30 protein-coding genes are annotated in these 26,515 nt (G+C 51.8%); 10 read left to right on the top strand and 20 right to left on the bottom strand.

Going from position 1 to position 26,515, the window contains the following annotated elements; translation table 11 throughout:
* Positions 1–528, bottom strand: coding sequence for a hypothetical protein (locus A3K92_RS02500; protein WP_157722412.1), 528 nt, complete (start codon positions 526–528; stop codon positions 1–3).
* 84 nt (positions 529–612) lie between these two features.
* Between A3K92_RS02500 and A3K92_RS09525 the strand changes: the two genes are divergently transcribed.
* The 4 genes from A3K92_RS09525 to A3K92_RS02490 all read left to right on the top strand — a co-directional run bounded on the left by A3K92_RS09525 (position 613) and on the right by A3K92_RS02490 (position 1,750).
* Complete coding sequence (locus tag A3K92_RS09525) at positions 613–774, top strand: hypothetical protein (protein ID WP_232460896.1); 162 nt, start codon at positions 613–615, stop codon at positions 772–774.
* 99 nt (positions 775–873) lie between these two features.
* Positions 874–1,089 (top strand): hypothetical protein, encoded by a 216-nt coding sequence (locus A3K92_RS09520; RefSeq protein ID WP_232460895.1) that lies wholly within the window; start codon positions 874–876, stop codon positions 1,087–1,089.
* Entirely contained in the window at positions 1,086–1,541 is a 456-nt protein-coding gene (locus tag A3K92_RS09515) for a hypothetical protein (protein WP_232460894.1), read from the top strand. The genes A3K92_RS09520 and A3K92_RS09515 overlap by 4 nt, the downstream gene beginning before the upstream one ends.
* Positions 1,542–1,552: 11 nt before the next feature.
* Entirely contained in the window at positions 1,553–1,750 is a 198-nt protein-coding gene (locus tag A3K92_RS02490) for a hypothetical protein (protein ID WP_088884769.1), read from the top strand.
* A gap of 1,048 nt (positions 1,751–2,798) precedes the next feature.
* Here A3K92_RS02490 and A3K92_RS09510 read toward each other — a convergent pair.
* The 3 genes from A3K92_RS09510 to A3K92_RS02470 all read right to left on the bottom strand — a co-directional run bounded on the left by A3K92_RS09510 (position 2,799) and on the right by A3K92_RS02470 (position 8,437).
* Entirely contained in the window at positions 2,799–4,724 is a 1,926-nt protein-coding gene (locus tag A3K92_RS09510; protein ID WP_232460893.1) for an SNF7 family protein, read from the bottom strand.
* Between the two features lie 241 nt (positions 4,725–4,965).
* A complete protein-coding gene (locus A3K92_RS02475; protein ID WP_088884767.1) occupies positions 4,966–6,708 on the bottom strand; it encodes an ABC transporter ATP-binding protein in 1,743 nt (580 codons plus the stop codon).
* Positions 6,701–8,437: an ABC transporter ATP-binding protein gene (locus A3K92_RS02470; RefSeq protein ID WP_088884766.1), complete on the bottom strand. Its 1,737-nt coding sequence runs from the start codon at positions 8,435–8,437 to the stop codon at positions 6,701–6,703. Before A3K92_RS02470 ends, A3K92_RS02475 begins: the two co-directional genes overlap by 8 nt.
* Before the next feature lie 103 nt (positions 8,438–8,540).
* Between A3K92_RS02470 and A3K92_RS02465 the strand changes: the two genes are divergently transcribed.
* Complete coding sequence (locus A3K92_RS02465) at positions 8,541–9,365, top strand: GNAT family N-acetyltransferase (RefSeq protein ID WP_088884765.1); 825 nt, start codon at positions 8,541–8,543, stop codon at positions 9,363–9,365.
* Between the two features lie 208 nt (positions 9,366–9,573).
* On the opposite strand, the gene A3K92_RS02460 is transcribed toward A3K92_RS02465, so the two are convergent.
* Positions 9,574–10,092: a hypothetical protein gene (locus tag A3K92_RS02460; RefSeq protein ID WP_088884764.1), complete on the bottom strand. Its 519-nt coding sequence runs from the start codon at positions 10,090–10,092 to the stop codon at positions 9,574–9,576.
* A 77-nt stretch (positions 10,093–10,169) separates the two neighbouring features.
* Between A3K92_RS02460 and A3K92_RS02455 the strand changes: the two genes are divergently transcribed.
* Positions 10,170–11,333, top strand: a complete 1,164-nt coding sequence (locus tag A3K92_RS02455) for an MFS transporter (RefSeq protein WP_088884763.1) — start codon at positions 10,170–10,172, stop codon at positions 11,331–11,333.
* 8 nt (positions 11,334–11,341) lie between these two features.
* Here A3K92_RS02455 and A3K92_RS02450 read toward each other — a convergent pair whose 3' ends face one another.
* The 8 genes from A3K92_RS02450 to A3K92_RS02415 all read right to left on the bottom strand — a co-directional run bounded on the left by A3K92_RS02450 (position 11,342) and on the right by A3K92_RS02415 (position 15,159).
* Positions 11,342–11,584, bottom strand: coding sequence for a hypothetical protein (locus A3K92_RS02450; RefSeq protein WP_088884762.1), 243 nt, complete (start codon positions 11,582–11,584; stop codon positions 11,342–11,344).
* Complete coding sequence (locus A3K92_RS02445) at positions 11,581–12,126, bottom strand: hypothetical protein (protein WP_088884761.1); 546 nt, start codon at positions 12,124–12,126, stop codon at positions 11,581–11,583. The genes A3K92_RS02450 and A3K92_RS02445 overlap by 4 nt, the downstream gene beginning before the upstream one ends.
* 10 nt (positions 12,127–12,136) lie before the next feature.
* Positions 12,137–12,577 carry a helix-turn-helix domain-containing protein gene (locus A3K92_RS02440; protein WP_088884760.1) on the bottom strand — a complete coding sequence of 147 codons (441 nt, stop codon included), beginning with the start codon at positions 12,575–12,577 and terminating at the stop codon, positions 12,137–12,139.
* 52 nt (positions 12,578–12,629) lie between these two features.
* Positions 12,630–13,094 carry a hypothetical protein gene (locus A3K92_RS02435; RefSeq protein WP_088884759.1) on the bottom strand — a complete coding sequence of 155 codons (465 nt, stop codon included), beginning with the start codon at positions 13,092–13,094 and terminating at the stop codon, positions 12,630–12,632.
* Between the two features lie 9 nt (positions 13,095–13,103).
* The gene (locus tag A3K92_RS02430) at positions 13,104–13,670 is read right to left on the bottom strand and encodes a nicotinamide-nucleotide adenylyltransferase (RefSeq protein ID WP_088884758.1); all 567 of its coding nucleotides are present in this window, start codon (positions 13,668–13,670) and stop codon (positions 13,104–13,106) included.
* The gene (locus A3K92_RS02425) at positions 13,663–14,112 is read right to left on the bottom strand and encodes a type II toxin-antitoxin system VapC family toxin (protein WP_088884757.1); all 450 of its coding nucleotides are present in this window, start codon (positions 14,110–14,112) and stop codon (positions 13,663–13,665) included. The genes A3K92_RS02430 and A3K92_RS02425 overlap by 8 nt, the downstream gene beginning before the upstream one ends.
* Complete coding sequence (locus tag A3K92_RS02420; protein ID WP_088884756.1) at positions 14,093–14,293, bottom strand: hypothetical protein; 201 nt, start codon at positions 14,291–14,293, stop codon at positions 14,093–14,095. Before A3K92_RS02420 ends, A3K92_RS02425 begins: the two co-directional genes overlap by 20 nt.
* 86 nt (positions 14,294–14,379) lie before the next feature.
* Positions 14,380–15,159, bottom strand: coding sequence for an SAM hydrolase/SAM-dependent halogenase family protein (locus A3K92_RS02415; protein ID WP_088884755.1), 780 nt, complete (start codon positions 15,157–15,159; stop codon positions 14,380–14,382).
* A 57-nt stretch (positions 15,160–15,216) separates the two neighbouring features.
* Here A3K92_RS02415 and A3K92_RS02410 point away from each other — a divergent pair, with 57 nt between their 5' ends.
* On the top strand, positions 15,217–15,750 hold the full coding sequence (locus A3K92_RS02410; protein WP_088884754.1) for a tRNA (cytidine(56)-2'-O)-methyltransferase: 534 nt from the start codon (positions 15,217–15,219) through the stop codon (positions 15,748–15,750).
* A 12-nt stretch (positions 15,751–15,762) separates the two neighbouring features.
* Positions 15,763–16,332 (top strand): archaetidylinositol phosphate synthase, encoded by a 570-nt coding sequence (gene pgsA, locus A3K92_RS02405; protein ID WP_088884753.1) that lies wholly within the window; start codon positions 15,763–15,765, stop codon positions 16,330–16,332.
* Between the two features lie 72 nt (positions 16,333–16,404).
* On the opposite strand, the gene A3K92_RS02400 is transcribed toward pgsA, so the two are convergent.
* Genes A3K92_RS02400 through A3K92_RS02390 form a run of 3 tightly spaced genes read right to left on the bottom strand, consistent with a single transcriptional unit; the run spans position 16,405 to position 19,880 of the window.
* Positions 16,405–17,046 carry a zinc metalloprotease gene (locus tag A3K92_RS02400; protein WP_088884752.1) on the bottom strand — a complete coding sequence of 214 codons (642 nt, stop codon included), beginning with the start codon at positions 17,044–17,046 and terminating at the stop codon, positions 16,405–16,407.
* Between the two features lie 24 nt (positions 17,047–17,070).
* On the bottom strand, positions 17,071–19,479 hold the full coding sequence (locus A3K92_RS02395; RefSeq protein ID WP_088886013.1) for a DEAD/DEAH box helicase: 2,409 nt from the start codon (positions 19,477–19,479) through the stop codon (positions 17,071–17,073).
* A 35-nt stretch (positions 19,480–19,514) separates the two neighbouring features.
* Positions 19,515–19,880 (bottom strand): DUF5658 family protein, encoded by a 366-nt coding sequence (locus tag A3K92_RS02390; RefSeq protein ID WP_232460892.1) that lies wholly within the window; start codon positions 19,878–19,880, stop codon positions 19,515–19,517.
* Positions 19,881–19,997: 117 nt separating this feature from the next.
* Between A3K92_RS02390 and A3K92_RS02385 the strand changes: the two genes are divergently transcribed.
* Positions 19,998–20,483, top strand: a complete 486-nt coding sequence (locus tag A3K92_RS02385) for a hypothetical protein (protein ID WP_088884751.1) — start codon at positions 19,998–20,000, stop codon at positions 20,481–20,483.
* Between the two features lie 125 nt (positions 20,484–20,608).
* Here A3K92_RS02385 and A3K92_RS02380 read toward each other — a convergent pair whose 3' ends face one another.
* Together A3K92_RS02380 and smc are read right to left on the bottom strand one after the other, a co-directional pair.
* Positions 20,609–21,289 carry a segregation and condensation protein A gene (locus tag A3K92_RS02380; protein WP_088884750.1) on the bottom strand — a complete coding sequence of 227 codons (681 nt, stop codon included), beginning with the start codon at positions 21,287–21,289 and terminating at the stop codon, positions 20,609–20,611.
* 6 nt (positions 21,290–21,295) lie between these two features.
* Positions 21,296–24,874, bottom strand: coding sequence for a chromosome segregation protein SMC (smc, locus tag A3K92_RS02375; RefSeq protein WP_088884749.1), 3,579 nt, complete (start codon positions 24,872–24,874; stop codon positions 21,296–21,298).
* Positions 24,875–25,032: 158 nt separating this feature from the next.
* On the opposite strand from smc, the gene A3K92_RS02370 reads away from it, so the two are divergent.
* Positions 25,033–25,275, top strand: coding sequence for a hypothetical protein (locus tag A3K92_RS02370; protein ID WP_335755194.1), 243 nt, complete (start codon positions 25,033–25,035; stop codon positions 25,273–25,275).
* Here the strand turns inward: A3K92_RS02370 and A3K92_RS02365 are convergent.
* Positions 25,272–26,033 carry a geranylgeranylglyceryl/heptaprenylglyceryl phosphate synthase gene (locus tag A3K92_RS02365; RefSeq protein WP_088884747.1) on the bottom strand — a complete coding sequence of 254 codons (762 nt, stop codon included), beginning with the start codon at positions 26,031–26,033 and terminating at the stop codon, positions 25,272–25,274. The two genes, A3K92_RS02370 and A3K92_RS02365, sit on opposite strands and share 4 nt — an antisense overlap.
* Entirely contained in the window at positions 26,030–26,473 is a 444-nt protein-coding gene (locus A3K92_RS02360; RefSeq protein ID WP_088884746.1) for a GIY-YIG nuclease family protein, read from the bottom strand. The genes A3K92_RS02365 and A3K92_RS02360 overlap by 4 nt, the downstream gene beginning before the upstream one ends.
* Between the last annotated feature and the right edge of the window lie 42 nt (positions 26,474–26,515).

Below are 26,515 nucleotides of genomic sequence, written 5' to 3'. Positions count from 1 at the left end.
TCAAACCTCCAGCTCCTCAGAGGTATGGAGAATCTCCTCAACGAGCTCTTCAGGCAAATCATTCGGACTCTGGTATTTTGTTACGTTCTTCATGAGATTGTCAAGCTCCTTGAGCGTTTCAAGGTTCTTCCCAATGAGAACTTTTCTTGTCGTTGAGTTGCTGAAGCTGACTACTTGAAGAAACAAGTGGTAGTTGGACATGGCCGAAAACATTAGCTGAAATCTTTCATCATCCGTGTACGCCTGGAGAAGACCAAAAGTGTCCTGGAGGTGCTCGGCTCTGATAGAGTATGCGTGGGCATAGGTGACTATAAGGTTATCCGAAGCGTTCTCGCGAAGGAGGTAGTCAAAGGTTCCGCCGACATCCGAAAGTTCTCTGGCGTCTTTCAGACCATATAAGTAAAGGGCCTTCAAAAGGCTCTCCTCGTCTTTCCGGCAGTTCCACAGGGAGTATGAAGAGAGGAGCAGGGCAAGGACAAGCAGAACCACTAGAAACCCGGCCAGGTTTTTCCTCATCATCCATATCACCTGTTTACTACTAACTGGCAAAAATCTTAAAACCTTTGCCATGTTCTTTGATTGGAAACTCAAACCATCAAAGGGGGACTGTCGATGAAAACCTACTCCTTCGGCGTTGAGACGGTTCCGGTTGCACTCGCCGGTGACCTGCTCGTCGGGAGCGTCCACGACGGAAAGGCCTACAAAATAATGCTCGCAAGGCTCGACGAGGAGGATATAAAGGAGTTGAAGTTCATATCAGGCAAAAACGACTAGGAAGGGCACAGCATAGCAAAGCTCAAAGACGGCTATCTCATCGGCGGTGCAGTTGAGGGGAAGGCCACACCTGAGGGCGGCGAGGGATGGAAGGGCTACGTGGCGAGGCTTAACGGGAACCTTGAAGTCCTCTGGGAGAAAAAGCTGGAAATCCTTGGCAATGAATGCGTTTACTCCATTCTGCCAGCCGAGGGCGGGGCCTTCATCGCTGGAGAGACCTCGGATGGGAAAGGCAGGGGCTTCTTCGTCGGGAGAATCACGCTGGACGGCGAACTCCTCTGGCTCAAGACCCTAGGTCTCTGGGTGATGCCGTGATTTCCGGCCTGTTTGAACTCAACGGTAAGCCCGTCCTCGTCGGAAGCGTGAAGGAGGAGAAATGGAAGGTTAAAGCGTTTGAGTTCACTGAGAACGGGGAACTGATAAGGGAAAGCGAGCTCGGGAAGGGAATCGCCCTAACGGCCGCCGAAATGGGAGGGAAAATAATTCTGGGTGGCTACAAAGGGAGTGACCTGTGGGTCTGGGGCAGAGACTGGGAGGTAACGCTCCCGAACGGCTCGGCAACCTCGCTCCTGCCAACCAAAGACGGTCTCCTCATTGGGGGCGAAGTCGAGGGGAAAGCGGCGGTGATAAAGCTCGACCTGAAGGGGGAAATCCTCTGGAAGAGAGAACCCTGGGAGCGCGGCTGGGTCGAGGTTTTAGGAAAGGGCGTTGCACTCGGGGTTAAGGAGGAAGAGGGGAAGACGGTTATAGTGGTCGAGAGGGTTTAGGGGTGTGTGCCGTGATACCTTACATTCTCAAGGGCCTAGAAAAGAAAATCTTCGCCACGAGCTTTAGAACCCCCGCAATCGGTGTGAAGCCAATTCTCTACCCCAACGTCTTCGTCGTAGGTTTCTGCCCAGGAGTCGAAGTCCCACTCCACACGCCCCACCAGTTATATGCAATAGACTTCCTCACCAATTTGTTGAGGATGTTGTAGGAGAATTAGAGCGTAAATAATCTGTCTAATTTCATTTCTAACAGTGTGATCTACAGAGGATAAGTTTTTAAATTAACCTTGTGAATAACTAAATTATGGGTCATCAAATTAAGTTGGGGGATAATGAGGTAGAGAGAATTATAGACATAGAACTTCAGAAAATATCATCCCTCTTAGATACAATAGAGAGTCCTAATATCCTCCTTTTAACTACTATAAGTTTGTTGTTGGCGTCATTTGGGTTATCCGTGCTATATTTGAGACAGTGGGTTTATTGGTTAATCTCAAATTCAATTCTTGTATCGTTTTTTGTTTTTGTGTATCTCATGCATGTGATATGGGGGATAATATATTTTTCTAGACTTTTAAAAAGAGGTGTTTCTTTAGAATATCTTTCATATTTATTGGATGTACGCAAGGAGAACACAAAATCTTTTTTTGAAACTCTATTTTTAATTGGAGGACTTACTATTTTTATTTCGATTCTTACTCTCTTCTCAATATTGAATTTATCCTATTACCCACTGAGTAGGAGAGTGCTGGAATTAAATTTAATACTATTATTTATTATAATGCTCTCTTTAATTTCAATAGAAAAGAATATTCAAAAAATTTTCAAAGTTAGTTCTAGTGATAGTCCCTACCTGTTATATCTTTTGTCTCCAGTTCTCATTCTTTTTACTACCAATGTTATACAATCTATAGTTGATATCTATTATCTCCTTAAAGTCTTGATCAGGTACAATATGATAGAGGGATTTTTAATTATGGAAGGTCTACAGATAGTACTCTTTCTTTCGTTGTTCCAGTATTTTAACGTGTTACATGTATATGAACACCTAATAAAAATTCAACGAAAACTTTTCGAAGCTAAAATTTTGATAAATTTAAAAAAACCCTACAAAGACAAATTGAGAACTGCCCTAAAATTCTCTGATGTTGTATTTAAGAGGAACTTTAAACTGCTCCCCCAATATTATATAAGAGACAATATCTTGTATATATTACTCTTTATTACAAAAACAAAACATGAACAAAGTGAATGATATTAAAATGAGCTGAGAACATCGCTCTTTCCGGTGTCTAGAAGTTCCTCTAATTCTTCATGAATAATCTCGTTCTCTATGTATAACTCCCCTTCCTGAGTTATGCTACTAGGTTTTTTATCGAGATGCTTAAGGAATCCCCACCCTATACTACGCGTGAATTCAGAGGACATTGCAAGAATTCTCGCCATATTAGAAAGCTTCTTAGAGATTCTCTTCGATAATTTTTTAGTGCCTATCAAGTAAATGGAAACGGTTTCAAAAAAATTTCTAAAAGGTATCGCTAAAACTTCCTGATTTGGGTTTGATTTTAACATTGAGCCGTTAGTAGTTAGATTATGCTCTAATAACTGATCCAAGATTTCATTCACCTTTTTGTCTATTCTCTCTTTCTGTTTTTCCCAAGAACACATCAAATACCAATAAAGATACCAGTTAGAGCATGATGAGATAATATGCTCCTCCATAGTGGGATATAACTTGAGTAATGTTTTTACATGTTCATCATTAGCCAAGATTCTCCTCATAATTTCTTCTGATTCTAATTTGCCAAAGATATCATATTCACGTATCAACTTAATTGTATGAAGCTCTGACTCACTAAATCTATCTATTGCTGGGGGATATTCCTCCTTATTTTCCTTGAAGGTTAAAGCCAGAAATGCCAATGCCGTTTCTAGGTGGATTCTTATATAATTATCTAAATACTTAACTAGATCTAGATGTTTTGGAAATTGCCCACACACCCCTTTTTCATATAACATGTATTTTTCTTGTAGCTCATTCCAGAGGTTCACTCGTAGATAAAAGTCCATTTTTGCAATCTTTGTGCTATTGTCAATGACGTGTTTTGCAGTCTTTAGAATGTTCTCCACGCATTCTCTCGTTGTAGGGGACATTAATAGTGAGATCTGCTCATATAGAGATAAATATTCACAATACTCATGTTTGCTAGGAATTTTAACACAGTAAGCCACTTGTTGTAGTTGTTCAAGCTGATTTTTAATTTCATTCCCGGGGGGTATATGTTTTGTTTTTAGGTATGGTAGGATCAAACGAATCAAGAATTCTATAGTGAGCAGATTCAACGTTTGAGAATTTATCTTCTTAGCCCCCCTGATTCTTGCCCAATCGTTAAGTATATCTTCAAGTATATACAACAATTCTTCTATTGTCTCTTTTGAGAATCCTAATTCTTTCCTCAAAAATTCGATCAAATTAAAACGTACTAACTCATAATTGTTTTGGATATCTAACAATATACTACGAAGCTTGACAATTGATTCTGTTTCAGGCTCGAGCTCACCCTCTTTAACCGCGTGGATGGTCTTCATTATCTCGGCCAGCTCTTCGTCCTCCTCGAAGTCAGCCCCAACGCCCAGCGTCTGGTCAGTTATGCCGAGCATCTGGTTGAGGTTCTCGTTGAAGTTCTGCGCATCCAGCTGCATGGTCGTCAGGTTCCTCTCAAGCTCCTCCGGTGACATGTTGCGGAGCATCTCCCAAGTTGGCGTTCCCTTCAGGATGGCCTCGTTCTCCTTGATTATGGCCAGGTTGCTTATGAGCATGAGCTGCTTGTTGAGCTGCATGTGTGTTGCCTGGAGGTTCTTCTTGCGCTGGTTAAGGGTCTTTATCTTCGTCGCTATGGTGAGCTCTTCGCTCTTGCTCCTCGCGCTCTTTGCCCTTTCAAAGAGCGCCGCTATCTCGCGATCTATGCTGGCTATCTCATTCTCAATTTTTCTAATTTGAATCTCAAGCGTTGCTTGAGTTTCTCTCAATACGTCCAAGGATACATCCATAGGATTTTTTTTGCCGAAAAATTTAGAGAGGATACCCATGATTCCCTCACCATTTAAGTTCCTTTTTATTTTCTTTCTAGACAACCCTTCAATATCAATCTCCTCCAGTATATTTTTCAAAAACGCCCTCATAAAATTTTCTAAAATTGTTGGCTGATCAAGAGATAATGTTTTATTGATACATAACAGAACAGAAAACTATAAAGGAATCTCCCATGAACCGCCACCTCTACAACCTTCACCTGCCCACATTAACCCTCAGGACCGCTAGAGATGCCATCGAGAGTATTCCTGCCCTGAAGCCCCATCAAGGGTACGGTCTGAGCTATCCCCATTTCTTCCACGGCCTATTTTGCGTTCCATCCATTGACCGTCAGTCCACTTCAGCCCCGCTGAGCTGGGAGGTGTAGAGCCGGTAGAAGCGGCCCTTCCTCTCGAGTAGGGCCTCTGGAGAGCCTTCCTCAACGATCTCCCCGTCCTCGACCACGACAACCCTGTCCACGAAGCGGGTTATGCCAAGGCGGTGGGCTATGATTATGCTCGTCCTGCCCTCCATGAGCCTCAGCATCGCGTCCTGAACGAGCCTCTCAGTCTTGGGGTCAACGCTCGAGAGAGCCTCATCGAGGATAATCACGTCCGGATCCTTGAGCATCGCCCTCGCGAGCGAGATCAGCTGTTTCTCCCCGACGGAGAGCAGTTTTCCGGCCTCCCCTGCCTGGGTTTCGTACCCCTTGGGGAGCCTCATTATGAAGTCGTGGATCCCAAGCTCCCTGCAGACCCTCACCACGTCCTCCTCGCTCGCTTTGGGGTTCGCTATAAGGATGTTCTCCATTATCGTCCCAGGGAAGAGGTAGGTCTCCTGGGGGACGTAGCCTATCCTCCTCCGCAGGCTCTTCCTGCTTATCTCCCTCCCGTCGATCTCGTCGTAGAGGACTGAGCCCCTGGTCGGGTCGTAAAAGCGCATTATCAGGTTCGCGATGGTCGTCTTTCCTGCCCCAGTCCTTCCCACGAGGGCAATCTTTGAGCCAGAGGAAATCGAGAGGTTTATCCCTTTGAGCACGGGCCTTCCCTTCTCGTACTCGAACCAGACGTCTCTGAACTCTATCTCGCCTCTCAGCTTTTCCACGGGTTTTCCGCTGTAGTCCTCCACCCTCTCATCGTCCAGGACCCCGTATATCCTCTCCACAGCGGCCAGAGCGGACTGCAGGCTGTCATACATGCTTACAACGTTGTTTATCGGCCCGCGGAAGCGCTGGGCGTACTGGATGAAGGCCACGACGACTCCTATGCTGACGCTCCCCTGGTAGGCGAGGTAGCCGCCGTAGGCTATGACCACCACAACCGAGAGGAGGCTCGTTATGTTCATGAGGGGCCAGAAGAGGCCCATGTAAACCGCGACCCGCAGGTAGGCCTTTATCGTCTCCAGCGACGCCTCTGAGAACTCCCTCTCGACCTGGCCTTCCCTTCCAAAGGCGCGTATCGTCTCTATTCCAGCAACGCTCTCCTCGACCACGCTGGAAATCCTCGCTATTTTCCTCCTCGTCTCGCGGTAGGCCTTCCTCATCTTTCCCCCGAAGTAGTAGGCAACCAACACCATGAGCGGCACGCTGGTGAGGGTTACGAGGGTCAGCCTGAGGTCGAGTATGAGCATGGCAACTATTATGCCCGCCAGGCTCAGCAGGCTCCCGAGCCCGCCCAGCAGGCCGGAAACGAGGACGTCGTTCACCACGCCGGTGTCGTTGATTATCCTCGACACAAGGTCGCCGGTAGACTTCTCTTTGAAGAAGTCGAGGTTCGCTGAGAGAACTTTCTCGTGCAGTCTGCTCCTGAGCTTCCTGAGAACCTTCTGGCCGAAAACCTCTGTATAGTACGTCTGGAGCGTCATGAAGAACCACTGGCCGGCGAGGGCGAGGAGGTAGAGGGCCGCGATGAACCCTAGCTTCTCGTATCTCCCGGGCACTATGTAGCGGTCTATCGCCACGCTCAGGAGGTAGGGGGAGGCCAGGTTGGCTAGGGCCGAACCTATGATGCTCGCCACCACTATGGCGAGGGTTTTCCTCTCGGAGAGGGCTTCCCTTACGAAGCGCACTATGAGCGAGAGCGACGACTCATTCATTTCCTCCCACCGCCCTGAGCATCTCGCTGAAGGCTCCACCTTTCCTGACCAGCTCCTCCGGTTTACCGTCCTCCACTATTCTGCCCTCGGCCATCACGATAGCTCTGTCGGCGAGCTTTACGAGCGACGGCCTCTGAGAGACTATCAACGCCGTCCTGTCCTTCAGTATCTCCCTCAAGTCCTCCACGAGCCGCTTCTCGGTTCCGGCGTCGAGGTTCGAGACAGGATCATCGAGGAGGATTACCTTTGGATCGAGGAGCAGGGCCCTCGCCAGCGCTATCCTCTGCCTCTGTCCGCCCGAAAGGGTTACCCCCTTCTCGCCGAGGACCGTGTCGTAGCCTTCTGGAAGAGAGGCTATGAAATCGTGTATCTTCGCTATCTTGGCGGCCCTTACTATCTCCTCCATCGTCGCGTCCGGCTTGGCAAGGGCGATGTTCTCCCTTATGCTCCTGTTGAAGATGAAGGGCTCCTGCGGGACGTAGGCTACAGTCTTCCTCAGGCTCTCCGTCTTTATCTTTCTCACGTCAATCCCGTCCAGGAGCACCTCTCCCCTCTCGGGCTCGTAGAACCTGGCTATCAGCTTAAGAACCGTGCTCTTCCCCGAGCCCGGCGGTCCGGTTATGACGACCTTCTCCCCGGGCCTCACCTTAAAGCTCAGCCCCCTGAGCACGGTCTTCCCCGTGTGGTAGGTGAGCCACACGTCCCTGAACTCCACCTCGCCCCTTGGGTTCTTCAGCTCGACCGCGTCTGGAGGATCAACGCTCTCGGGAGCGGAATCCACAACCTCAAAAAGTCTCGAAGCCGCGGCCAAGCTCCTCTGGATGTCGGCTATTGTGAAACCGAGCGCCCTGAGGGGCCAGGTCATCGTGAGCATGTACGTGAGGAAGGCCGCGAGCTCTCCAACCGTCAGCGTGTTCACTATGATGGCCCTTCCACCAAAGTAGAGCATCGCACTCATCGCTATTCCAAGGACGAGGAAGGAAGCGTTTCCGTATATCGCCACTATTCTAGTGGCCTCGACGTTGAGTGAGTAGAGCTCCTCGTTCTCCCTCTCGAACTTCTCGTGGATTTCTTCCTCCACCGAAAGGGCCTTTATCGTCTTTATCCCGGCTATCGTCCCTGTCGCCGTGGAGGCTATTACCCCGGTCTGGTGCCTGATCCTGTCGTAGATGGGGCGGACTTTCATCGCGTAGGCCGAGTTCAGGGCCACAACGATCCCTATGGTAACCAGGGCCACGGCAGTCAGGAGGGTGTTCATCCGGATCATGTAGTAGAGCGAGACCGCTATCAGAAAGAGCGAGTACACAAACATCCTCAGCCGGAATGAGAGGAACCTCGTTATCCTCTCCGTGTCGTTGGTTATTCTGCTTATCAGCTGGCCTGAGAAGGTCTTGTCGAAAAACTCCATCCTCTGCCGCTGAATTGCCCTAAAAGCGTCCATCCTGAGGTGGTAAACCGCATGCTGGGCCGATTTGACGAGGAGATACCTCCCAGCAAAGCTGAAGGCCCCGTTGAGGACGCCAACGAGGAGTATGAGGAGTGCATACTCGAGGGCCTGACCGTAGTCTCCAGCAGTCACGCCCCTGTCTATGGCCTCCCTTATGAGGACGGGAACCACTCCGCTGGTGTATGACATGAGGAGTACCATAACCATGCCCAGCGAGAAGTGGAGGGCGTGTCCCCTCAGATACCCCAGCAGTCTGGCCAGCCCTTTGAGCGATTCTCCCATGGTAGAGGAGTAGGGTTCCGTTTTTATAAATATTTGCCTGTTAAGATGTCCGTCTGAGAGGAAAGCCTAAAACCTCCGGCGATTATGGTTACACGGTGATGGCATGAACCCGATAATCCGCGAAGCCAGACCCGAAGACAGGCCCTTCATCCAGGAAATAGCGCGTTTGACATGGGGCGGTGAAGATTACCTGGCGAGGGTGTTCGACGATTGGGTAGAAGACGGCAACTTCTACGTCCTTGAGCTTGAGGGAAAGGTGATCGGAACGGCAAAGCTCACCCTCCTGCCGGGAAGGGTCGGCTGGCTTGAGGGGCTCCGCGTCCACCCGGATTACAGGGGGAGAGGCTACGGGAGGATGATCCAGAACTTCATGATCGACCTCGGGAGAAGGCTAGCCGAGGAGGGAAAGATAGAGGCCCTTGAGTTCGCCACCTACTTCCTGAACAGAGAGAGCATAGCGATGGCCAGGAAGGACGGCTTCTCGGTTATGGCGAGGTTCTTCAACCTCGGCGCAAGGGTGGAGGACTTCCAGCCGGAGGAACCAAACCCGGTGGAGCTTGGGATGAATGACCTGACCCTCGGAATAATCCCCCTCGGCTGGAAGTTCGTTCACCGGAGCGAGGAAGCGCTGGAGTGGCTCAGAGAGAAGGGGGAAGCCTATGAAGTGAACGACTTTAAGTTCCTCGCCACCAGAGACGGGGCAACCTTCACGCCGCTCTCAACGGGCCTGGGGTGCATAAGGGCGATGCTGCCGGCGATGGCGTGGGTGGCAAGGGAGAAAGGCCGGGAGGAGTTCGACCTGATGCTTCCCGGGGGAATGAAGCCCGTTCTTCCAGGCCTGAGGAGGCTTGGCCTCTTCCTCTGGGACGAGACCGATGAGCCGAACGTGCTGGTGTTTAGAAAGAAACTACCGGAGCGGTCGGTATGATGATCAAACCACTCGAAACCGAAGATGAAAGGCTCGCCTGCCTTGGGATAGCGAAGACTTTGCCGGAATGGTTCCACAAGACAAGGCTTGGGGAGAGTGGAGAGGCCTGAGAGAAGCTCTGTTGGCTTTCGCTTTAGTAGACCCACCTCGAATGAATAAGGAGGCGCTGATTTACGCCAGGTGCCTCAAAAGGTGAAGAAAAGAGGCATCAGCCCGATTCAATCTCCTCTGCCATCTTCTTCAGCTTCTTGATGTCCTCTGGAGTCAGGTTCCGGAGTCCCTTTCTCTCCACCGTCAGGTTATCAATCGTTAGGGCGAGGTTTACAAGACGGTCTTTGTTCTTGAGCACGAGCTCCCTCGATTCCCAGAAGCGGTTCTCCACCCTGCGGAAGAATATCCCCAAACTTACCCCAAAGGCAGCGAGATCTGAGTACTTGGGATCATTGGTGAGGGAACGGAGGGAATATGCAGTGGACTCAAGGTTGTATGCACAATGCGCGAGCATTAGCGAAAAACTGATGAGCGCTGCATTGGAGGCATTTTCCTCAGCCAGCGAAACTAAAATGCCAGAGGATTCAAAACACTTCATCTCAGAGCTGGCAGCTCTCTCCAGAGCATTAATTGCATTATCCCTGGACTTCTCGGTCTCCTCCCATTTCCAGGTCGCAAAGCTCGAGTAGAGGAGAAGAGCCACCAACAGCGCGGCCAGTATCTTATCTTTCCGCATTGTAACTCCCCCAAACAAAGAGCGTCTAAATCTTTTTAAACGTTCTGCCTAAAACCGTTTAAGCTGATGGTGAAAACATGCGCTGGAGTGAAATCCCCCGCGACGCTAAAGCCTACATGCTCTACCACACGCTCATCGCTCCCGGCCTGATAGTCTGGATTCTCTTCCCGCTCTACCTGATGGAGACGGGCTACTCCATCCTCGAAGTTGGAGCGTTCTTTACAGCGGTCAACCTCGCCTCGATTCCCCTAACCTACCTCTTCGGCAGGGCATTCAACCGATGGGACATAAAGAAGGGCCTCATCGCGATTGACGTCCTCGATGGCATCGCCTACGTTTTGTACGGCCTAGCCAAGGGCGCTGTCGCTTCGGTTTTGCTCTTCGCAGGCAGGGCCGTAGAAAAGCTCTCCACCATGCTCTACCCCCTATATCGGGCTTACGAGCAGATAATCTATCCCGAGGACAAATATGAGGAGATATTCGCCTGGCACCTACGCCTGCCGGAAATAGCAAGGGTTCTCACGTTCCCGGTTATGGGCTACATACTGGGCTACGTCTACCCGGGCCCCGAGAGCTACCGCTGGGCCTTCATCATCTTCGGCCTCTTCTCGGCCGTCACGGTGGCATACCTCTGGCTCTTCCTTCCGAGCATTGGGAAAGATGAAAGGATAACGCCGGAGGGTTTTACGTTTAGAGCGGGTGAATTTAAGCTTCTCCTGGCGTTTGAGGCGTTGCTAACTCTGGCATGGGCCCTCGCGCCAGAGATAGTCCTCATCAACTACGTCGTCTTTACTCTGAGAAAGACAGTCTTTGAGGTGACCCTCGTGGCGGTCGCCAGCAGTCTGGCTTCGATTCTGGGAACCTACGCAAGCGAGCGCGTTCCGAAGGGGAAGGGCTTCCGGGCTATTGCCTTCGGCATGCTCCTCAACGCATTCTACGCCCTGATAATGGCTTTATCCCCGCCGTTCTGGATTGTTTTAGCAGTTTACGCGCTCGGGGACTTCGGCACCACCTTCTGGTTCCCATTCTACAGGGCCTGGATGTTCAAGCTGATTCCAAAGGAGAGGGCGAGCGAGTTCCACGCGGCGATATCGAGCTATAGAAAGGTAATCGGCATCGTCGCGCCCTTTATCGCCGGTGCCCTAGCGAGCATTCATGCAACGCTGCCCTATGTCTTTAGTTTGGCCTTCTTCCTACTGGCGGGAAGCATGTTTGTGATGATCTCCAAGAAGAGAAGCTGAGACATTGATCAGCCCCTGCCCCTTTTCCTTCCCCTCGGAAAGCTCAAAACCTCCCGCAGACCAAAGCCCTCAAGGGGGTCAAACTCCCCCAGAAGCTCCTCGACGAGCTCTTTTGGGAGGTCTTCGCTCTCGAGGCCCTTCCTGAAGGCCCTCTTGCCCCGGTTTATGACCCGGAATAGGCCGGCAACCTGAAACAGGATTCTCGGAAGATGGAAGAAGAGAAATTTAAGAAAGGGACGGGCGGTTCTCACTCTTCCTCCCTCTCCTCTTCATGCTCGGGTCTTCTGGGCGGCCTCGGTGCTTCGGGAGGCATGGGGGGCATCGGCGGGTGCGGTGGATGAGGCGGGTGCAGACCCTTTCCCTTCATCAGGCCAGTCAATGCCTCAAGGAGGGCCTTGGGAGCGTTGATGCTCTTCATGTACTCCTTGGTGAGCTCGGTTGCCGTTTCCTTGTCCATACCTGCCTCGACGAGGTTCTTGTAGAACTCCGCCACGCTTTTGCCCATGGCCTGCATCTTCTCAGGGCTGTAGAGCTCGCTCAGGAGGTTCTTCAGCGGTTCAAGGATGTCCTCTATCATCGGTCCTACCTTGTCCATGAGCTTTGCCGCCTGTTCGATGTCCCTGTCGCCGTAGTAGGCCTCTATGAGGTCCTCCACGATCTCCACCTTCTTCTCAAGTACCTCAAGCTCCTCCTTGGTCTTTGCCCGCTTCATCTCCTCAGTCAGCTCCCTAAGGAGTTCCTCAAGCTGGGCCGGGGCCTTCTTCTCAATCTCAACTTCCTCAACGTTCGTCATATCAACCACCTCAATACTCGTTAGTCTGCTCAAACCTAATCGGCATTCCGATCAGCTCTAACCACCTCTTGACCACATCCCTGGAGAGGGCGTAGACCTTGCCCCTTTCGGCAGGGAGCTTCTTCACCACACCGAGCCTCTCAAGCTCCTCCAGCTTCGCCCGGACCGTGTTCCTTGAGGCCTTTCCTCGCCTGCCCTTCAGCTCGCGCGCTATCTGGCTCACGTTCGCCCTCCTGAGGTCGAAGAGAATCTTTACAATCTCCCTAGCTATCGGGTCGTGCTTTATCTCAGGGATTACCACGTCTATGCTCAGGCCCCCATATTCCGCATAAACGTTGAGGAGCCTGAGGTATGCCTGGGCCATCTTGGAGACTACTTCGAAGCTCGCCCTCATCGCTTCGAGGGCCTTCTTGAGCTCCTGGACTTCCCTGGCGAGGTCTTCACCGGGCATGGTGGTTATTTGTTTGCTCAATCCTAAAGGGTTTCCGGTCAGGGGTGAGCACTCAGCAGGCCCATGGCTTGAGCGCTAAAACGAGGCCAATGAACAGCCACGTGACTGAAACTAGAGCCAGTTCTGGAAGGTTTCTCCTGTAATGCTCATCCTGGAGGTAGTACGCAAGGCCGGCGGCGAGGACGTTGGAATACAGAACGCCGAGGAGACCGCCGGAGGAGAGACCGCACATCCCGGCTGGGAGGACGAGGAGGCCGAAGAGAAGATGAGTTTTAGCGTGCCCCCTGATTAAGTCCCACCTCTCAACGAATAGGTAGCCCAGGAGAACGGGGGAGAGCAGTACGGCTAGCGCGAGAACCCAGCTCGGCTCAGTGCAGTAGAACGCAACGCACGGAGCCTCACCTATTCTCTCGGTCTTCATGTAGAGATCAACGATTTTCCAGCTCATTCCAAGGACAAGCTCAACGATTAAAACAAGGAGGGAATAGAGGGGAAGTAAGAGTTTTCTAGGGTTCAAACTCCCACCTCAGAACTCCGGAATCCTTATCGGTGCCTGGAGTTCTTTCTCGTTCTTCTCAAGATTCGTCGCGAGCATCTGAATCCTCTCGACGCCGTGGATTTCCCTTATGAACTCCGCCACGCTCTTAGGCACAAGCTCCTCCCAGGGCTCGCCCTCTATCATTCTCCGCCTTATCTCGGTCGCCGAGAGGATGTCCTTCCTGAACATGGGCTGGACTATGACCTCGTAGCCCTTCTCGCGGAAGAGCTGGGCAACGAGCGAGTTTCCAGTGAAGACGACGTCGAAGCGCGGGACCATGCTGACCACGTAGGTGGCCCAGATGGCGTTGAAGTTGATATCCGGGAGCGGGATGAGGTAGTAGCGTTTTTTGGTCAATCCTGCCTCGTCCAAAGCCCTTATGAGCATCTCCATTCTCTCGCTCGTCGTGAAGGGGTTCTTGAGAGTGTGACTTGCTTGGGCGCTTCCGATGCCTATTATCACCTCATCGACCTGCGAGAAAACAAATTCGAGAGCCTTGATATGTCCATTGTGAACCGGCTGGAAGCGGCCGACGAAGAGACCGCGCTTAACCATCAGCTTCACCTCCAAACAGGGAAATTTCCTCTGCTTTAGCCGGTTCCTCAAAATCTGAGTCAAGGGTTACCAATGTTAGCCCGTAGAACTTTGCCGTGGCAAGAATCAGCGAATCATTTGGAAGAAGCGCGTGCTTTGTCATCAACTCAAATGCCATGTCGCTTATCTCCTCGGTCAATGGGACTTCGACAAAGTTTTCCCTGAGAAACCGGTAGAGCTTGGAAATTTTCTCTCTATGCTTAAGAAATTCCTTTTTGTTGCCCCTCAACGAGAGGTAGCTTTTTCCGGTGATGTTCTTCAGGAATATGAAAAGCACCCCGCTGAATATCACGGAGTTTATAAATTTTGGATTCTCCCCCAGACTCTTGAGGATGTCTTTTGCCCGAGGATTGCCTTTAAGAGCCTCAAGGATGACTGAGGAATCAACCAAATAACTCTTCATACATCTCCAACCTCATCTCTTTTGCGGACTTCTTGGACGGCATAATGCCGAAGACGTCATCAACGGTAACCGATGGCTTTTTCTTCAGCCGTGAGAGGCCTGCTGAAAGGGCCTTCAGCTCCTTTTTAAATACCTCCTCAAGTCCATCCGGAACTGAAACCCTCACAGTTATTTCCCCCATTTTATCCACCACTAAAATTTTTGGATAAGGGTAGATAAACCTTCTCAGCCCGAGCCGACCATGTTCAAAATTTTTGAACTATCCGTTTAAAATTTTTGAACGAGCCTCACCCTCACCTCATCACCAACCTTGAGGCCGAGCCTTTCACTCGCGCTCCCCTGGTTGACCGCTATCTCCAGGTAGTCGTGGCTTCCGGGCAGGGCCAAAAGCTCGCCAGGCTTAACCTGGCCGTAGGTGTCCAGGTAGGGGATTCTGAGGCCGAAGTCCGGGAGCTCAACTGCATTCGGCCTTCCGCAGTCTTCGAGGTTCAGTATAACGTTCCCGAAGTCGTCAACGTAGATAACCTTCAGAAGCCAGAGGTCTTTCTCTTTTTTCGGCTCCAAATCGAGCTTAACGAGAGAATCGAGGGGAACCTCCTCTGCGAACTCCTCTGGAGAAACGCCCTTCTCTATCAGCGCCCCGGCCGGCCCGAAGACGTCCCTGCCGTGGAAGGTCGAGCTTATTCTCCACCCCGTGAAGCGCCTAATCCTCTCAAGGTCTATCTCCCAGGCCCTTCTGGGCTTTATATGCTTCATTGGAAGCGTGGCTAAACCGTTGTCGGGAACGACGAGCCACTGGTCGCCCTCAACTATTATGGCCCTCCTCTCTGTCCCAACGCCGGGGTCGATAACGCCAACATGGACGGTTCCTTCTGACGAATACTTGACTACCTGCTCCATCACAAAGGAGCCCTCAACGATGGAGTGCCGGGTTATCGCGTGGGTAACGTCAACGAGCTTCGCGTTCGGGTTTACCCTGAGCATCGCGACCTTCATCTCGCCTACGTAGGGGCCTCTAAGCCCGAAGTCAGTCGTGAGCGTTATCATCCCAACCACCGGAAAGGATTTATTTGTCTCGCCTTAAGAGGTTGCCGGAGGGGGAGCATGATAGTAGTACTCAGACTCGGACACAGGCCCGAGAGGGATAAGAGGATCACAACGCACGTCGCCTTAACGGCGAGGGCCTTTGGGGCAGATAGGATAATAATCGCGGCAGAAGAGGATGAACACGTTAAGGAGAGCGTTGAGGACGTCGTGAGAAGATGGGGAGGCCCCTTTGAAATAGAGTTCAACCCGAGCTGGAAGAAGACAATGAGAGAGTGGAAGGAAAACGGCGGAGTTATAGTTCACCTGACGATGTACGGGATTCACATAGACGACGCCCTGCCAGCGATAAGGGAGGAGCTGAAAGCGGGGATGAACGTCATGGTCGTAGTCGGAGCCGAGAAAGTTCCGCGGGAAGTTTACGAAATAGCCGACTATAACGTGGCCGTAGGCAATCAGCCCCACAGCGAGGTTGCGGCTTTGGCCGTTTTCCTCGACAGGCTCCTCGATGGTGAGGGCCTTAGAAAGGAGTTCAAGAACGCGAAGCTCAAAATAATCCCCCAGGAGAGAGGGAAGAAGGTTATCGAGCTCTGAGCGGTGGTAGGGATGGTGCTCAACAGATACAGAGAAAACGTTAAGGGGTACCTTGAAGCGATCGTGAGGCCCCTCGCTAAAATTGGCGTTACTCCGAACACTATAACCGTTCTGGGACTGCTGATAAGCCTTGTAGGGGCTTACCTGTTCTACCTCCGCGAGCCGAGGCTTGCTGCACTTGTTCTGCTCCTCGGCTCGCTCATAGATGCCCTCGATGGAACCCTAGCCAGAATGACCGGAAAGGTAAGCCGCTTCGGAGCGTTCCTGGATTCCACCCTCGACAGGATAAGCGACGGGGCCCTTCTGTTCGGCATAGCCCTCGGTGGTTTGGCTGACTGGCGCTGGGCGTTCCTGACGTTCATGGGCGCCTACCTGGTGAGCTACGAGCGCTGTCGGGCTGAACTCGCCGGATCTGGGAAGCTTGCCGTTGGCATCGCTGAGAGGGCCGAGAGGCTGCTCATCATCATAGCGTTTTCCCTTGCCGGGGCAAAATACGTGGAATACGGTGTCTACTTGGTCGGAATACTCGCGTGGATAACCGTCGTCCAGAGAATGTGGGCCGCATACCAGAGGCTTAGATGATGGAGGAGGGATGACGAGAATTTCGCTAGGCGAGCCGCAAGGCAATGAAGAGCCCTGCCGTTTCCGACCTCTTCATTTTTTAAGGGTTATCTCAGCCAGAAGGGCACTCCTGAGGTTTCTCATGCAGGATGAGCAGTAGGACAGAGGCCTCCCGTCCCAGTCGTCAAGGTCGCGGGGCGGGTTCATAACGCACCTGTTGGAACAGTGTTCAAGGCCAAAGCCGTGGCCGAGCTCGTGGAGCACACCCTTAAGAACCCGGTTCTTTACCAGGACAAGGTTATCCGACTCAAAGGGCTTAATTGAAAGAACCATGATCCTCATCCCTGTTATTTCCTGCTGTATTCCCAGGAACTTCTCGTAAATGTGGAAGTAAGGGTTTCTGGAAACGAGGGGAAAAGTAGTCAGACCAAATATCCTGTTTACTGGGAAAGAGCTGTCCCGCTGGATCTCCGACACTAGCTTGGCGTAGAGGGCCTCAATAACGGCCTCAAGGGGATAACCCTTAACGTTTCCCTCCTCGGTTGGGATGTTTATTAGGTATCCCGGGCCAACTTCAAGTTTGCCGAAGTAAACGAACCTGATGGGAAGATCGTTTTCTTTGAAATAACGGTTTGCCTCATCGAAAATGTCAAATATAACCTCCTTGTCGATAAAATTGCCGACGTAAGTTGCTCCAACGTAGATCACTGAATCTTTCCCAGCTTGAGGGCGCATGTTTGAATGATTCCGTCGGAGTTATTAAGCTTTGTCCTCTTCAACGTAGGGCGCGGTAATGACCTTCCTTATCTCCCTCGCCTTTTTCTCGCCTATCCCCTCGACCTCCTTTAACTCCTCCTCCGTGGCAGTGAAAACCCTTTCCACGTTGCCGAAGTGTTTCAAGAGTCTCTTCGCCAGAGTCGCTGAGACGTTGGGCAGGCCTTCAACTATCAAGCGCTGCCTCTCCGCCAAAGTTAGGGCCTTCTTCTCGCTCCTGAGGCGAACCTCCTTCTTCCTCTCCTCCTGCTCACGCTTGGCAATCAAGTAGATGAACTGTGCGGTCTCTTCCTTGCCCGAGGAAAACAGAATTGGAACACCCCAGTCGAGCGTTACCGCTGTTATAGCTCCTCTTATAGCATTGGGGTGAACGTTCCTTATGCCGTAGAGCTCGCCCTCGATTATTATTACCGGCTTCTCGTAAGCCCTTTTCAGCCTCTCAACCTGATCGAAGAGCCTGCCGTCTATGATAGACTGTATGAAATCGTTAGCGCTCTTCCTTTCTATTCCCACCTCTTCGCTGACAACATAATCGGCAACGTCCAAAGTCCTGACCTCGACTTCCGCGCCAAGCTCCTTCAAAAGCTTTGGAATGCCGCTCCTCAGCTCGCGCGAGTCAACGTAGACGACTATGCCCTTGGGCTTCCTAACAAAGACCGGCTTTATTGGGAGTTCCTTGGCATCCTCTGTGGGCTTTTCAACTTCAGCTTTGCCTTTTTCGGCCTTCGGACTTTCCTCTTCTTTACTTTCACTCGCCTTGGGGGATTCCTTCTTCTCCCCCCGTTTCGGCTTCAGGAACGCGTCCAAGGGGGTTATCTTTCCCCTGCTCATCTCAACACTCCCCGGGGCTTTTTCCCTTATTTCAACCCTCTCCTCTTTCGGTCTTGATTTCTCAAGCTCCCTGGCAACTTTCTTTATGGCCTCGAACATTCCCTTCTCCTTTCTCCTCGAGCTCCAGTAGTAGGCCTCATCGCGCGTTCCCTTCGCAATCAGGATGACGACCTTTCCGGGCCTGTGTCTCCCCGTCCTTCCGCGCCTCTGGATGCTCCTTATTGCCGAAGGCACGGGCTCGTAGAAAACCACGAGATCAACCTCCGGGACGTCCAGGCCCTCTTCGCCAACACTGGTCGCCACGAGAACCCTGAATTCTCCCCGGGAGAACCTATCGAGTATCTCCTTCTGCTCTCTCTGGCTCATCCCCCTGTCATTAGCTCTACTCGCCTGCCCTATGAAGCGCTCTGCCGAAATTCCCATGGCCCTAAGCTCTTCTATGATTTTCCTCCCGGTGTCACGGTAGTTTGTGAAGACGATTATCTTTGAATCGGGCTTTTTCTCAAGCTGGCTCCTTATGAGCTCCTTCAGCTTCTCCATCTTCGGGTGATCCAGTCCGAGTTCCTTTGCCTGAACTAGGAGGTAAATCACCTTCCTCATGCGGGGGTCTTCCATGAGTTCCCTGCTCGACTTGGAGCGGTCTTCGCGGAGTTTTTTCAGATAGGCTCTCAAAGCTGTCAAACCCTGCGTTTCAAGGAGTTCTATGGCGTGGTGGAGTTTCATCGCCTTCGCCTGGTGCTTCATAAGGGAACCGAGCGAGTAGTCGCCCTTAGCGACCGCCTGGTTTATCCTCGAACCCGCCTGGAGGACTTCCCTCTTGGGTATGTCCGCTGAAGCGGAACTGACGAGGCCAGCGTTTGCGAGCGGTTTGAGGCTCTCCTTCAGCATCTCCCTGAGAATTGAGCGGACTTCCTTGTAGATTCCAGGAAGATCAACCCTGACCCACTCAAAGGCTATTTTCTGGACGTAAGGCTTCACATCGGGCGAGCTTTCCGTCCTTATTTCGATGTGCTCTATTCCAAGGTTTCTTACTATCTCCCTTATCTTCTCCTCGTCGCTTCCCGGTGATGCGGTTAGACCCAGAACAAGCGGGTGTCTTGCCGTTTTCAGGTACTCCTTCGCTATGAAGACGTAGGAGTAGTTGCCGACGGCCCTGTGGGCTTCATCGAAGACGAGCAGGACGACATCCTCGAGGGAAATCCTACCGGTTAAGACGTCGTTCTCAATCGTCTGTGGTGTGGCAGTTATTACAACGCTCTCCTCCCAGATTTTCCTCCTCTTTTCAGGGGAAAGCTCGCCGGTCAGGACGTTGATCTTCTCCGGCGGGAGGTTGAAGAGCTTTCTAAAGCTCTCAGCGTGCTGAACTGCAAGGGGCTTGGTCGGAGCTAACATGAGAGCTTTTCCGCCGTATTTTGAGAGCCGATAATCAGCTATGAGCATGGCTATGAGCGTCTTCCCTAATCCCGTGGGGAGGACGACGAGACAGTTTCGCTCCTTACACTTCGCGTAGATGACCTCCTGGTAAACGCGAGGCTCGATTAAATCCCTGCGGAGATAGCTCATATTTTCAAAAACGATTGCGGAGAATAAAAAGCTTCTCATGCGAAGCCCAAAAGCCACCGGGCCGTTGCCGCTAACGTTAACTTCAGCGGGGGGAGGCCAGTTAGAAGGATGAGGTTGTTCAGCACAGGAAGGGCCTTCAGGGCCACAAAGAGCGCCGGGAAGTAGTTCATGGCCGGGACTCTCTTAGCCAGATAAAACGAGAAGGCTATGACTCCCACCCCGAGGAGCGTGAAGAGCGTAAAGCTCCCGAAAAACAGGAGGGGATTCGATAACCTTTCCGCCAGCACCGGATTGGCCTCAGCGAAGCCCCTATGGGTGCCTATCCATGTAGTTAGAGCGTCGATAAGCGAAAACACCGCGAAGAGGATGGCATATTTTAGCATCCTCATTCCACCCTTCATTTCAACCACACCTCTCTTCTCGCTAAATCTTAATACTTTCTGCCTTAGTCAGAACCTACATATGTAGGTACCCATGTAGGCCAGCAAGGGTTTAAAGCCCTTAACGTAACCGCAAGCATGCTCCTCACGAGGCACGCGAAGGAGAGGCTCATCAAGAGGCTCGCAAAGAGAAGGAAGCCCGAAAGGGTTTATTCCAGGCTCTGGGAGTTTTTGGATCGCTCGATCAGGATGGATGTAAACGGGAGGATCGTGATTTTCACGGACGGAAGGAAGAGCCTCGTCTGCGCTAAACTCGACTGTGAGAGGCTTTCGCTGGAGGAGATTAAGAACAGGGTTGAAGGAATAAAACATCCATACGAGTGCGTCTTCTTCGATGGGAGGCTCGCGAGGAAGACCGTTCCAGGGAAATTCCTTGACCTAGTTCCCAAAGGCGTTTACTGCTTCTACCTCAACCGGGAAAAGAGGGCCCTCTACATCGGAAGCGAACCTCCCCTCCTGGCAATAACCTTCAGGCCAGCGAAGAAGGGTGAGAGGGATCTGGCAAAATCCTTATCTTCTAGACGCAAAGAGGAATCTGAGAAAACTAGTCGGCGCAAGGGATAGTTAATCCTCTGGAAGCTCAAGCTGACCACTTCTCGTCCAGTGCTTCATGGGTAAGTACCTGCTGGAGAAAGCCCTTGAGGAGGACAGGATAAGTGTGGAAGAGGAGGAAAAGATAGCTTCTTCCCTCAGGCTGGCTGGTTACTCTCAGAGCTCTCAAGCGGAACGACCAGGATCTCCCCAAAGGGCTCCTCCTGAATGAGGTCGACCTTGCCCATATTGGATAGGAAGAGGAGGTAGAGGAAAGTCCTCGCCACTATCTTTGGGCTCGGGTCGAAGACGAGCTCCCAGAACTTTATTGGCTCCTTCTTCTCCCGGTAGAGCTCCACCACGATGTTGTGAAGCCTGTAGACGTGCTTCTCTATGTCGACGCGGAAATCGTCCACCACGAAGACCTGCTCCTCGATGTTCTCCTTCTTCCTCTTCTTCGGTTTCCTCCTCTCGGCCTCTTCCAGAGCGTCCATTAAGGCCTCCAGCAGGTCGTCAAAGGTGTAGTAGCGCTCGCTCCTTCTTATGGGCGGCGCAAGCGGCTCAACCTCGACCCTAACACGCTCTTCAGTCTCTTCTTCCTCATTCTGGTTTTGTTCTTCGTTGAGTAGTGCCTCGGTTTTCATCCTGACCAGTATGGAAGCCGCCAGAATGGCCCTGGCAGAGACCCTGAGGTCCAGTTCCTGCATCTCGCGGAGCATTTTGATGTATTTCTCGGTTAAATCCACTATGTCGATGTTCCAGGGGTCGACCTTTCCCATTTTGACGAGCTGGAGGAGTATATCAACGGGCGTTATCTCGGCTTCAAATCGGGATTCCATCCATCTTCACCCCGCCAGGTGACCGAACATCTCCGCGTGCTCTGCCTCGCTCCTCTTCCTGGCTTCCTCAAGGATCTTCATGGCCTTCTCAAGGCTTAGCGATACCACCCTGCTTATCCCGTTCCTCATGCTCACGCCGATGATCTTGTCCGCGTTGGCCATCATGACGTCGCGGAGGGTTATGACTATGAACTGGCTCGACTGGGAGGACTCCTTTATGAGGTCTGCAACGCGCTTAACGTTTGCATCATCGAGGTGTGCGTCTATCTCGTCGAAGAGGTAGAACGGTGCCGGCTTGTAGCGCTGTATGGCGAAGACAAAGGCCAGAGCCGTCAGGGCCTTCTCGCCGCCGCTCATAGCTTCGATCCTCTTGACGTCCTTTCCCGCTGGCTTTGCTTCTATCTCAAGGCCCCCGGCGAACGGATCCTCGGGGTTCTCGAGGATAAGCCTCGCGCTTCCTCCTGGTGAGAGCTTTGCGAACAGTTCGGAGAAGTTCTTGGCTATCTCGTTAAGGGTTTTCATGAAAACTTCGCGCTTCTGTCCCTCTATCTCCGCAATGAAGTCCTCTATGCTCTCCTTCTCCGCCAGAACCTGCTCGCGTTTGCTGCTGAGCTCCATGTAGCGCCTCTCAACGACCTCAAAGTCCTCTATCGCCTTCATGTTAACGGGCTCAAGTGAGCGGATCTCCTCTTCCATCTTCTCGATTTCTTTCTTCAGCTCCTCGAGTTTTTCAGGTTCCGGTATCTCCTCGGGCTTTATTGACTTCACGAGCTTTCCATCAAAGTGCTTGAGCTCGGCCTGCTTCTCCTTCAACTCGGTCTCGTACTGGGCCAGCTTTATCTTCAGGGTGTTGGCCTCTATGCGGAGCTCGTTGAGCTTGTTTGATAGTTCGTCCTTCTTCTCCCTCAGCTCGACTATTTCGTTTTTGAGCCTCTCGCGCCTCTCGCGGAGCTCCTTGAGTTCATCCTTTACGCTTTCTTCGGCCTTCTTGAGCTCTTCCATCTCGCCTTCGAGCCTCTTAATGGCCTCCTCGTTCTCCCTTATGTTGGCCCTCAGCGCGTTTATCCTGTTCACGAGGCCCTCGATTTCCTCCTCAAGATCGGCCTTCCTTGGGAGAAGTTCCTCGTTTATCCTGCCCTCAAGGCCCTCAAGCTTGCTCTCCACCCTGCTGAGCTCCTCGCGGAGTTTGGCTATCTCCGCTTCGACTTCCCTGATCTTCGCGTTCAGCTCCCTGGCCTCCGGGTTTTCAAGGGCCTTTTTCAGCTTCTCGCGCTTCTTTTCAAGCCTCTCGATTCTGCCTCTGAGTTTGGCCATCTCACCGCGGTACTCCTCTATCTTAGCGTTGAGGGATTCGATTGCCACTTCGGCGCTCTTGATCTCTTCGTCAATTCCCCTGTCCTCTCGGAGAAGCCTCTCAAGGTCCCTCTGGAGTACCTCCAGGTCCTTGTTCACGTCGCTCTTCCTCATGCGCAGCTCAAAGAGCTCATTTTCGAGGCCCCTAATTTCGGCTTTCAGGGCGTTCATGGCGGATTCAAGGGCGTCCTTTTCCCGTTCCAGCCCCTCAACTTTCTTCTTCAGTTCATCCACGTTAACGCCAAACTTGCCCCTGGGTTTGTAATGTCCACCTGTTATGGCACCGCTTTTCTCCAGAAGTTCCCCTCCAAGGGTAACCATCCTGACGTTTCCTATACCGACCGCTCTCGCTTCCTCCATGTCCTCGACTATGAGCGTATCCCCAAGGGCATAGGCCACAGCCTTCTTGAACTTTGGATCGTATTGAACAACATCCATGGCAGGAGTTCCAAGCTTTGGCCTTTCCTTCATTGATCTGGGTTTTATTTTGTTGAGGGGCAAGAAGGTCAGTCTTCCCAGTTTTTTCTCTTTGAGGAGCTTTATCGCCTTTTCAGCCACACGGTCGTCTTCAACAACAACGTTATCGTAGTTTCCGCCGAGGGCCACTTCAACGGCGATAGCGTAAGTCGAATCCGGAACGCTTATGAGCTCCCCCAGGGTTCCATAAAGGCCTGGAATCTGCTGTGACTTGAGGAACTCGACGGCCCTGTTCCCCCTAACTTCCGTCTGAGCCTCTGCCTTGATCAGCTCTTCCTTCGCCCTTGCCAGCTCTTTTTCAACCTTCTTCAATGCATTTGTTTTCTCTTCAAGTTCCTTCTCAGCTTTCTTAAGACGGCTCTGTGCCTTTCCCATCTTGCCCTCTATCTCGGCAAGTTCAGACCTCTTGGCTTCTAAGGCCTTTTTGGATTCCTCTATTGCCTCTTTTAGAGCCTTCTTCCTGACCTTTGCTTGGACTATTCTGGCTTTGGCCCTCTCTATCTCCTCCGTGAACTTATTCACTTCTGCCTCCCTTGTGTAGAGCTCTTTTTTGGCATCCTCAAGCTCCTTAACAACCTTATCGAACTCCTCCCTGGCGACGGCATAACTCCTGTCTATCTCACCGAGTTTAACCAACAGCTTGTTCCTAGCAGTCTCCTTCTCCTTGATCTCTACGAGGAGCTTCTCCCGCCTCTTGCTCCACCTTACTATCGCCCCCTTGCTCTTCTCTATCTCGTCCGAGACCTTTTTGAGTTCTTCCTTGGCCTTGACGAGCCGTCTCTGGTCTTCTTCTATCTCCTTCTCCGCGTTTTCGATGTTTCTCTTCGCCATCTCTATCTTGGATTTGACCTCGCTTATCCTCCGGGTGACCTCCAGGATGCCGTCCTCGCTCTTTTCCTCCAGCTCCCTCTCAACCTCGTTCAGCTCGCGCTCCTTCGCTATTATCTCCTTGATGAGGACTTTCAGGCTCTCCTCAACGGATTTTATTTCACCTTCAATGACGCCGTCCCTCTCCTCAGTCCCGGCTATCAGGGACTCGAGCCTCTTTATCTCCCCCAGGAGAAGAGCTACCCTTGCCCTTTCGACCTTCTCCTTGAGGTCTAGGTAGCGGAGGGCGTCGTTGCGCTCCTTTTCGAGCTTGTCCAGCTGCTTCTTGACCTCCTTTATAAGGAGATCAACTCTAGCCAGGTTCTCCTCGGCCTGCTTCAGCTCCTCCAGGGCCTTCTCCTTCTTGGCGTCATACTCGGCTATTCCAGATATCTCATCGATTATGAGCCTCCTCTCGGTTGGGGACATCTTGATGAACTTCGTTATGTCCCCCTGCAAAACGAGGTTGTAGCCTTCCGGAGATATCATCGCCGCGCTTAAAAGATCAAGTATCTCGCTCCTCGTCGCCCTCTTCCCGTTGAGCCAGTAGGCGCTCCTCCCGTCCGGATAAACGCGCCTCTTGATGACGACCTCGTCCTCGTCTATGGGAAAGCCCCTGTCTTCGTTGTTGAAGTACATGGCAACCTCAGCGTATTTGGCAGGAGGCTCAGCCTTGTTGCCGGCGAAGATGAGGTCACTGATCCTCGTTGCCCTCATGGCCTTGGCTGACAGCCCACCCAGAACGAAGAGAACGGCATCGCCGATGTTACTCTTCCCAGAACCGTTCGCGCCGACTATGGCGGTGAAGCCCTTTGAGAGCGGAACCACGACTTTTTTGTTACCGTAAGATTTGAAGCCCTTCATTTCAATCTTCTCGATGTACGGCATACTCGACACCTAAAACCGAAAATGGCAGCACTTCTTATATAAGTTTGCCGCAACGCTGATCCTGCATCAATAACCCACAGGAATATCAACTCTTCCAGCTCATTACCACGGCGCATGAAAAAGGTTATATAGCCCTTTTTTCATAGAATAAACCGGTGATGAGTATGCAAATCGTGGAAATCAACCTTAGCCTGCCCTACGAGAGTAGAGGAAAAATCTTGAAGTCGATACTTGAGAGGGTGAGAGGTAAGGTTAGGGACGTACACTTCTTCCCGCCCAACGCGAAGGGCCTGAGCGAGGTCAGGCTTGAGCTCCTCGTGAGCGATGCCCAGAGACTCATAAAAGAGCTTAAGGGGACAATTAAAAACGGAAAAATTTCAGTAAAAGTTCTCTCAGCTTAGCCCTTTATTCCTCTGTTCAGTTCCTCAAGTTTTTCCCTGGCTTTCTCAAGGGAACCGGCCTTCTCTATTGCCGTCCCCGTAACGACTATGTCGGCGCCAGCCTCAACTGCAGTTCTGGCCTGCTCCTCCGTTCTTATGCCTCCTCCGACTATCAGTGGGACGTCGATAACGCGCTTAACCAAACCGATCATCTCCGGCGGGACGGGCTGAGGAGCACCGCTACCCGCTTCCAGATAAACGAGCCTCATTCCGAGGTACTGGCCGGCTAAGGCGTAGGCGGCCGCTATCTTCGGCTTGTGCCTCGGGATTGGCTTTGCGTCGCCAACCCAGCCAACGGTTTCACCGGGTTCAACGATGAGATAGGCCATAGGGATGGGCTCTATGCCGTAGCGCTTCACCTGAAACGCCCCCAGTGCCTGGGCGCCGGTGATGAAGAAGGGGTTGCGCGAGTTGAGCAGGCTCATGAAGAATATGGCGTCGGCGTACCTGCTTATCCCTCCGTGGGAACCGGGAAAGAGTATCGTCGGTAGCGATGAGGATTCCTTAATGGCTTTAACAACGTTGTCAAGAACCTCCCCCTCTGCCCCTGTGGAGCCGCCTATCATTATAGCGTCAACGCCAACCTCCTCGCTCATCTCCGCTATTCTTCCAGCGGTTTCCGGAGAAACATCATCTGGATCAAGGAGGACGAAGTGGAGCTTTTCTTTCTTGAGTTTTTCGTGGATGTAAGACTCGACCTTCCCAAGCTGAAGCTTCATTTTCTTTCACCGAACTCCCTAATTTCCCTCTCACTTTTAACCCTTTTCCAACCCAGGCCGAGCTTCTTCAGGATCCCCACTAAAACCTCGTCAGGCTCCTCCTCAAACCGGTAGAGGTTCGTGCTCACCTTGACGTCGCCGGCGCCGAAGCCCTCAACTGGCTCGCCGTACTTTGCCACTTCAATGGACAGCTTCTCCTCAAGCCTTTCCTCGCTCGGAACCAGATATGCCCTCAAAAGCTCGGCCTCCTTAAGGAGGTAGTCTATGTGCCAGTGAAGCCGCTTTTCCTTTGAGAAGTGACGTCTAACCCTCTTTTCAAGGGAGTTCATGGCAGAACCCACGTAGACGTAGTAACCTCCCTTCAGGAAGAACTCTCTGGCCTTTGTTTTTATTTTTCTATCCCTATCAAGCCGTATCACGAGGAAGTAGGAACCCTTCATGGAACCCCCTTGCGGCCTACCATTTATAAACCCTTAACCACC

Source organism: Thermococcus gorgonarius, from assembly GCF_002214385.1.
In the GTDB taxonomy this organism is placed as follows: Archaea; Methanobacteriota_B; Thermococci; order Thermococcales; family Thermococcaceae; genus Thermococcus; species Thermococcus gorgonarius.
The sequence above is the reverse complement of the archived record's forward strand: the minus strand, read 5'-3'. Positions and strand labels throughout refer to the sequence as shown.

Bases quoted from the DNA above. Each gene is read 5' to 3' on its own strand.
- A3K92_RS09525 (WP_232460896.1), top strand. From the start codon at position 613: ATGAAAACCTACTCCTTCGGCGTTGAGACGGTTCCGGTTGCACTCGCC.
- A3K92_RS09510 (WP_232460893.1), bottom strand. From the start codon at position 4,724: ATGAGGGCGTTTTTGAAAAATATACTGGAGGAGATTGATATTGAAGGG.
- A3K92_RS02475 (WP_088884767.1), bottom strand. From the start codon at position 6,708: ATGAATGAGTCGTCGCTCTCGCTCATAGTGCGCTTCGTAAGGGAAGCC.
- A3K92_RS02470 (WP_088884766.1), bottom strand. From the start codon at position 8,437: ATGGGAGAATCGCTCAAAGGGCTGGCCAGACTGCTGGGGTATCTGAGG.
- A3K92_RS02465 (WP_088884765.1), top strand. From the start codon at position 8,541: ATGAACCCGATAATCCGCGAAGCCAGACCCGAAGACAGGCCCTTCATC.
- A3K92_RS02460 (WP_088884764.1), bottom strand. From the start codon at position 10,092: ATGCGGAAAGATAAGATACTGGCCGCGCTGTTGGTGGCTCTTCTCCTC.
- A3K92_RS02455 (WP_088884763.1), top strand. From the start codon at position 10,170: ATGCGCTGGAGTGAAATCCCCCGCGACGCTAAAGCCTACATGCTCTAC.
- A3K92_RS02445 (WP_088884761.1), bottom strand. From the start codon at position 12,126: ATGACGAACGTTGAGGAAGTTGAGATTGAGAAGAAGGCCCCGGCCCAG.
- A3K92_RS02440 (WP_088884760.1), bottom strand. From the start codon at position 12,577: ATGCCCGGTGAAGACCTCGCCAGGGAAGTCCAGGAGCTCAAGAAGGCC.
- A3K92_RS02430 (WP_088884758.1), bottom strand. From the start codon at position 13,670: ATGGTTAAGCGCGGTCTCTTCGTCGGCCGCTTCCAGCCGGTTCACAAT.
- A3K92_RS02425 (WP_088884757.1), bottom strand. From the start codon at position 14,112: ATGAAGAGTTATTTGGTTGATTCCTCAGTCATCCTTGAGGCTCTTAAA.
- A3K92_RS02420 (WP_088884756.1), bottom strand. From the start codon at position 14,293: ATGGGGGAAATAACTGTGAGGGTTTCAGTTCCGGATGGACTTGAGGAG.
- A3K92_RS02415 (WP_088884755.1), bottom strand. From the start codon at position 15,159: ATGATAACGCTCACGACTGACTTCGGGCTTAGAGGCCCCTACGTAGGC.
- A3K92_RS02410 (WP_088884754.1), top strand. From the start codon at position 15,217: ATGATAGTAGTACTCAGACTCGGACACAGGCCCGAGAGGGATAAGAGG.
- pgsA (WP_088884753.1), top strand. From the start codon at position 15,763: ATGGTGCTCAACAGATACAGAGAAAACGTTAAGGGGTACCTTGAAGCG.
- A3K92_RS02400 (WP_088884752.1), bottom strand. From the start codon at position 17,046: ATGCGCCCTCAAGCTGGGAAAGATTCAGTGATCTACGTTGGAGCAACT.
- A3K92_RS02395 (WP_088886013.1), bottom strand. From the start codon at position 19,479: ATGAGCTATCTCCGCAGGGATTTAATCGAGCCTCGCGTTTACCAGGAG.
- A3K92_RS02390 (WP_232460892.1), bottom strand. From the start codon at position 19,880: ATGAAGGGTGGAATGAGGATGCTAAAATATGCCATCCTCTTCGCGGTG.
- A3K92_RS02385 (WP_088884751.1), top strand. From the start codon at position 19,998: ATGCTCCTCACGAGGCACGCGAAGGAGAGGCTCATCAAGAGGCTCGCA.
- A3K92_RS02380 (WP_088884750.1), bottom strand. From the start codon at position 21,289: ATGGAATCCCGATTTGAAGCCGAGATAACGCCCGTTGATATACTCCTC.
- smc (WP_088884749.1), bottom strand. From the start codon at position 24,874: ATGCCGTACATCGAGAAGATTGAAATGAAGGGCTTCAAATCTTACGGT.
- A3K92_RS02370 (WP_335755194.1), top strand. From the start codon at position 25,033: ATGAGTATGCAAATCGTGGAAATCAACCTTAGCCTGCCCTACGAGAGT.
- A3K92_RS02365 (WP_088884747.1), bottom strand. From the start codon at position 26,033: ATGAAGCTTCAGCTTGGGAAGGTCGAGTCTTACATCCACGAAAAACTC.
- A3K92_RS02360 (WP_088884746.1), bottom strand. From the start codon at position 26,473: ATGAAGGGTTCCTACTTCCTCGTGATACGGCTTGATAGGGATAGAAAA.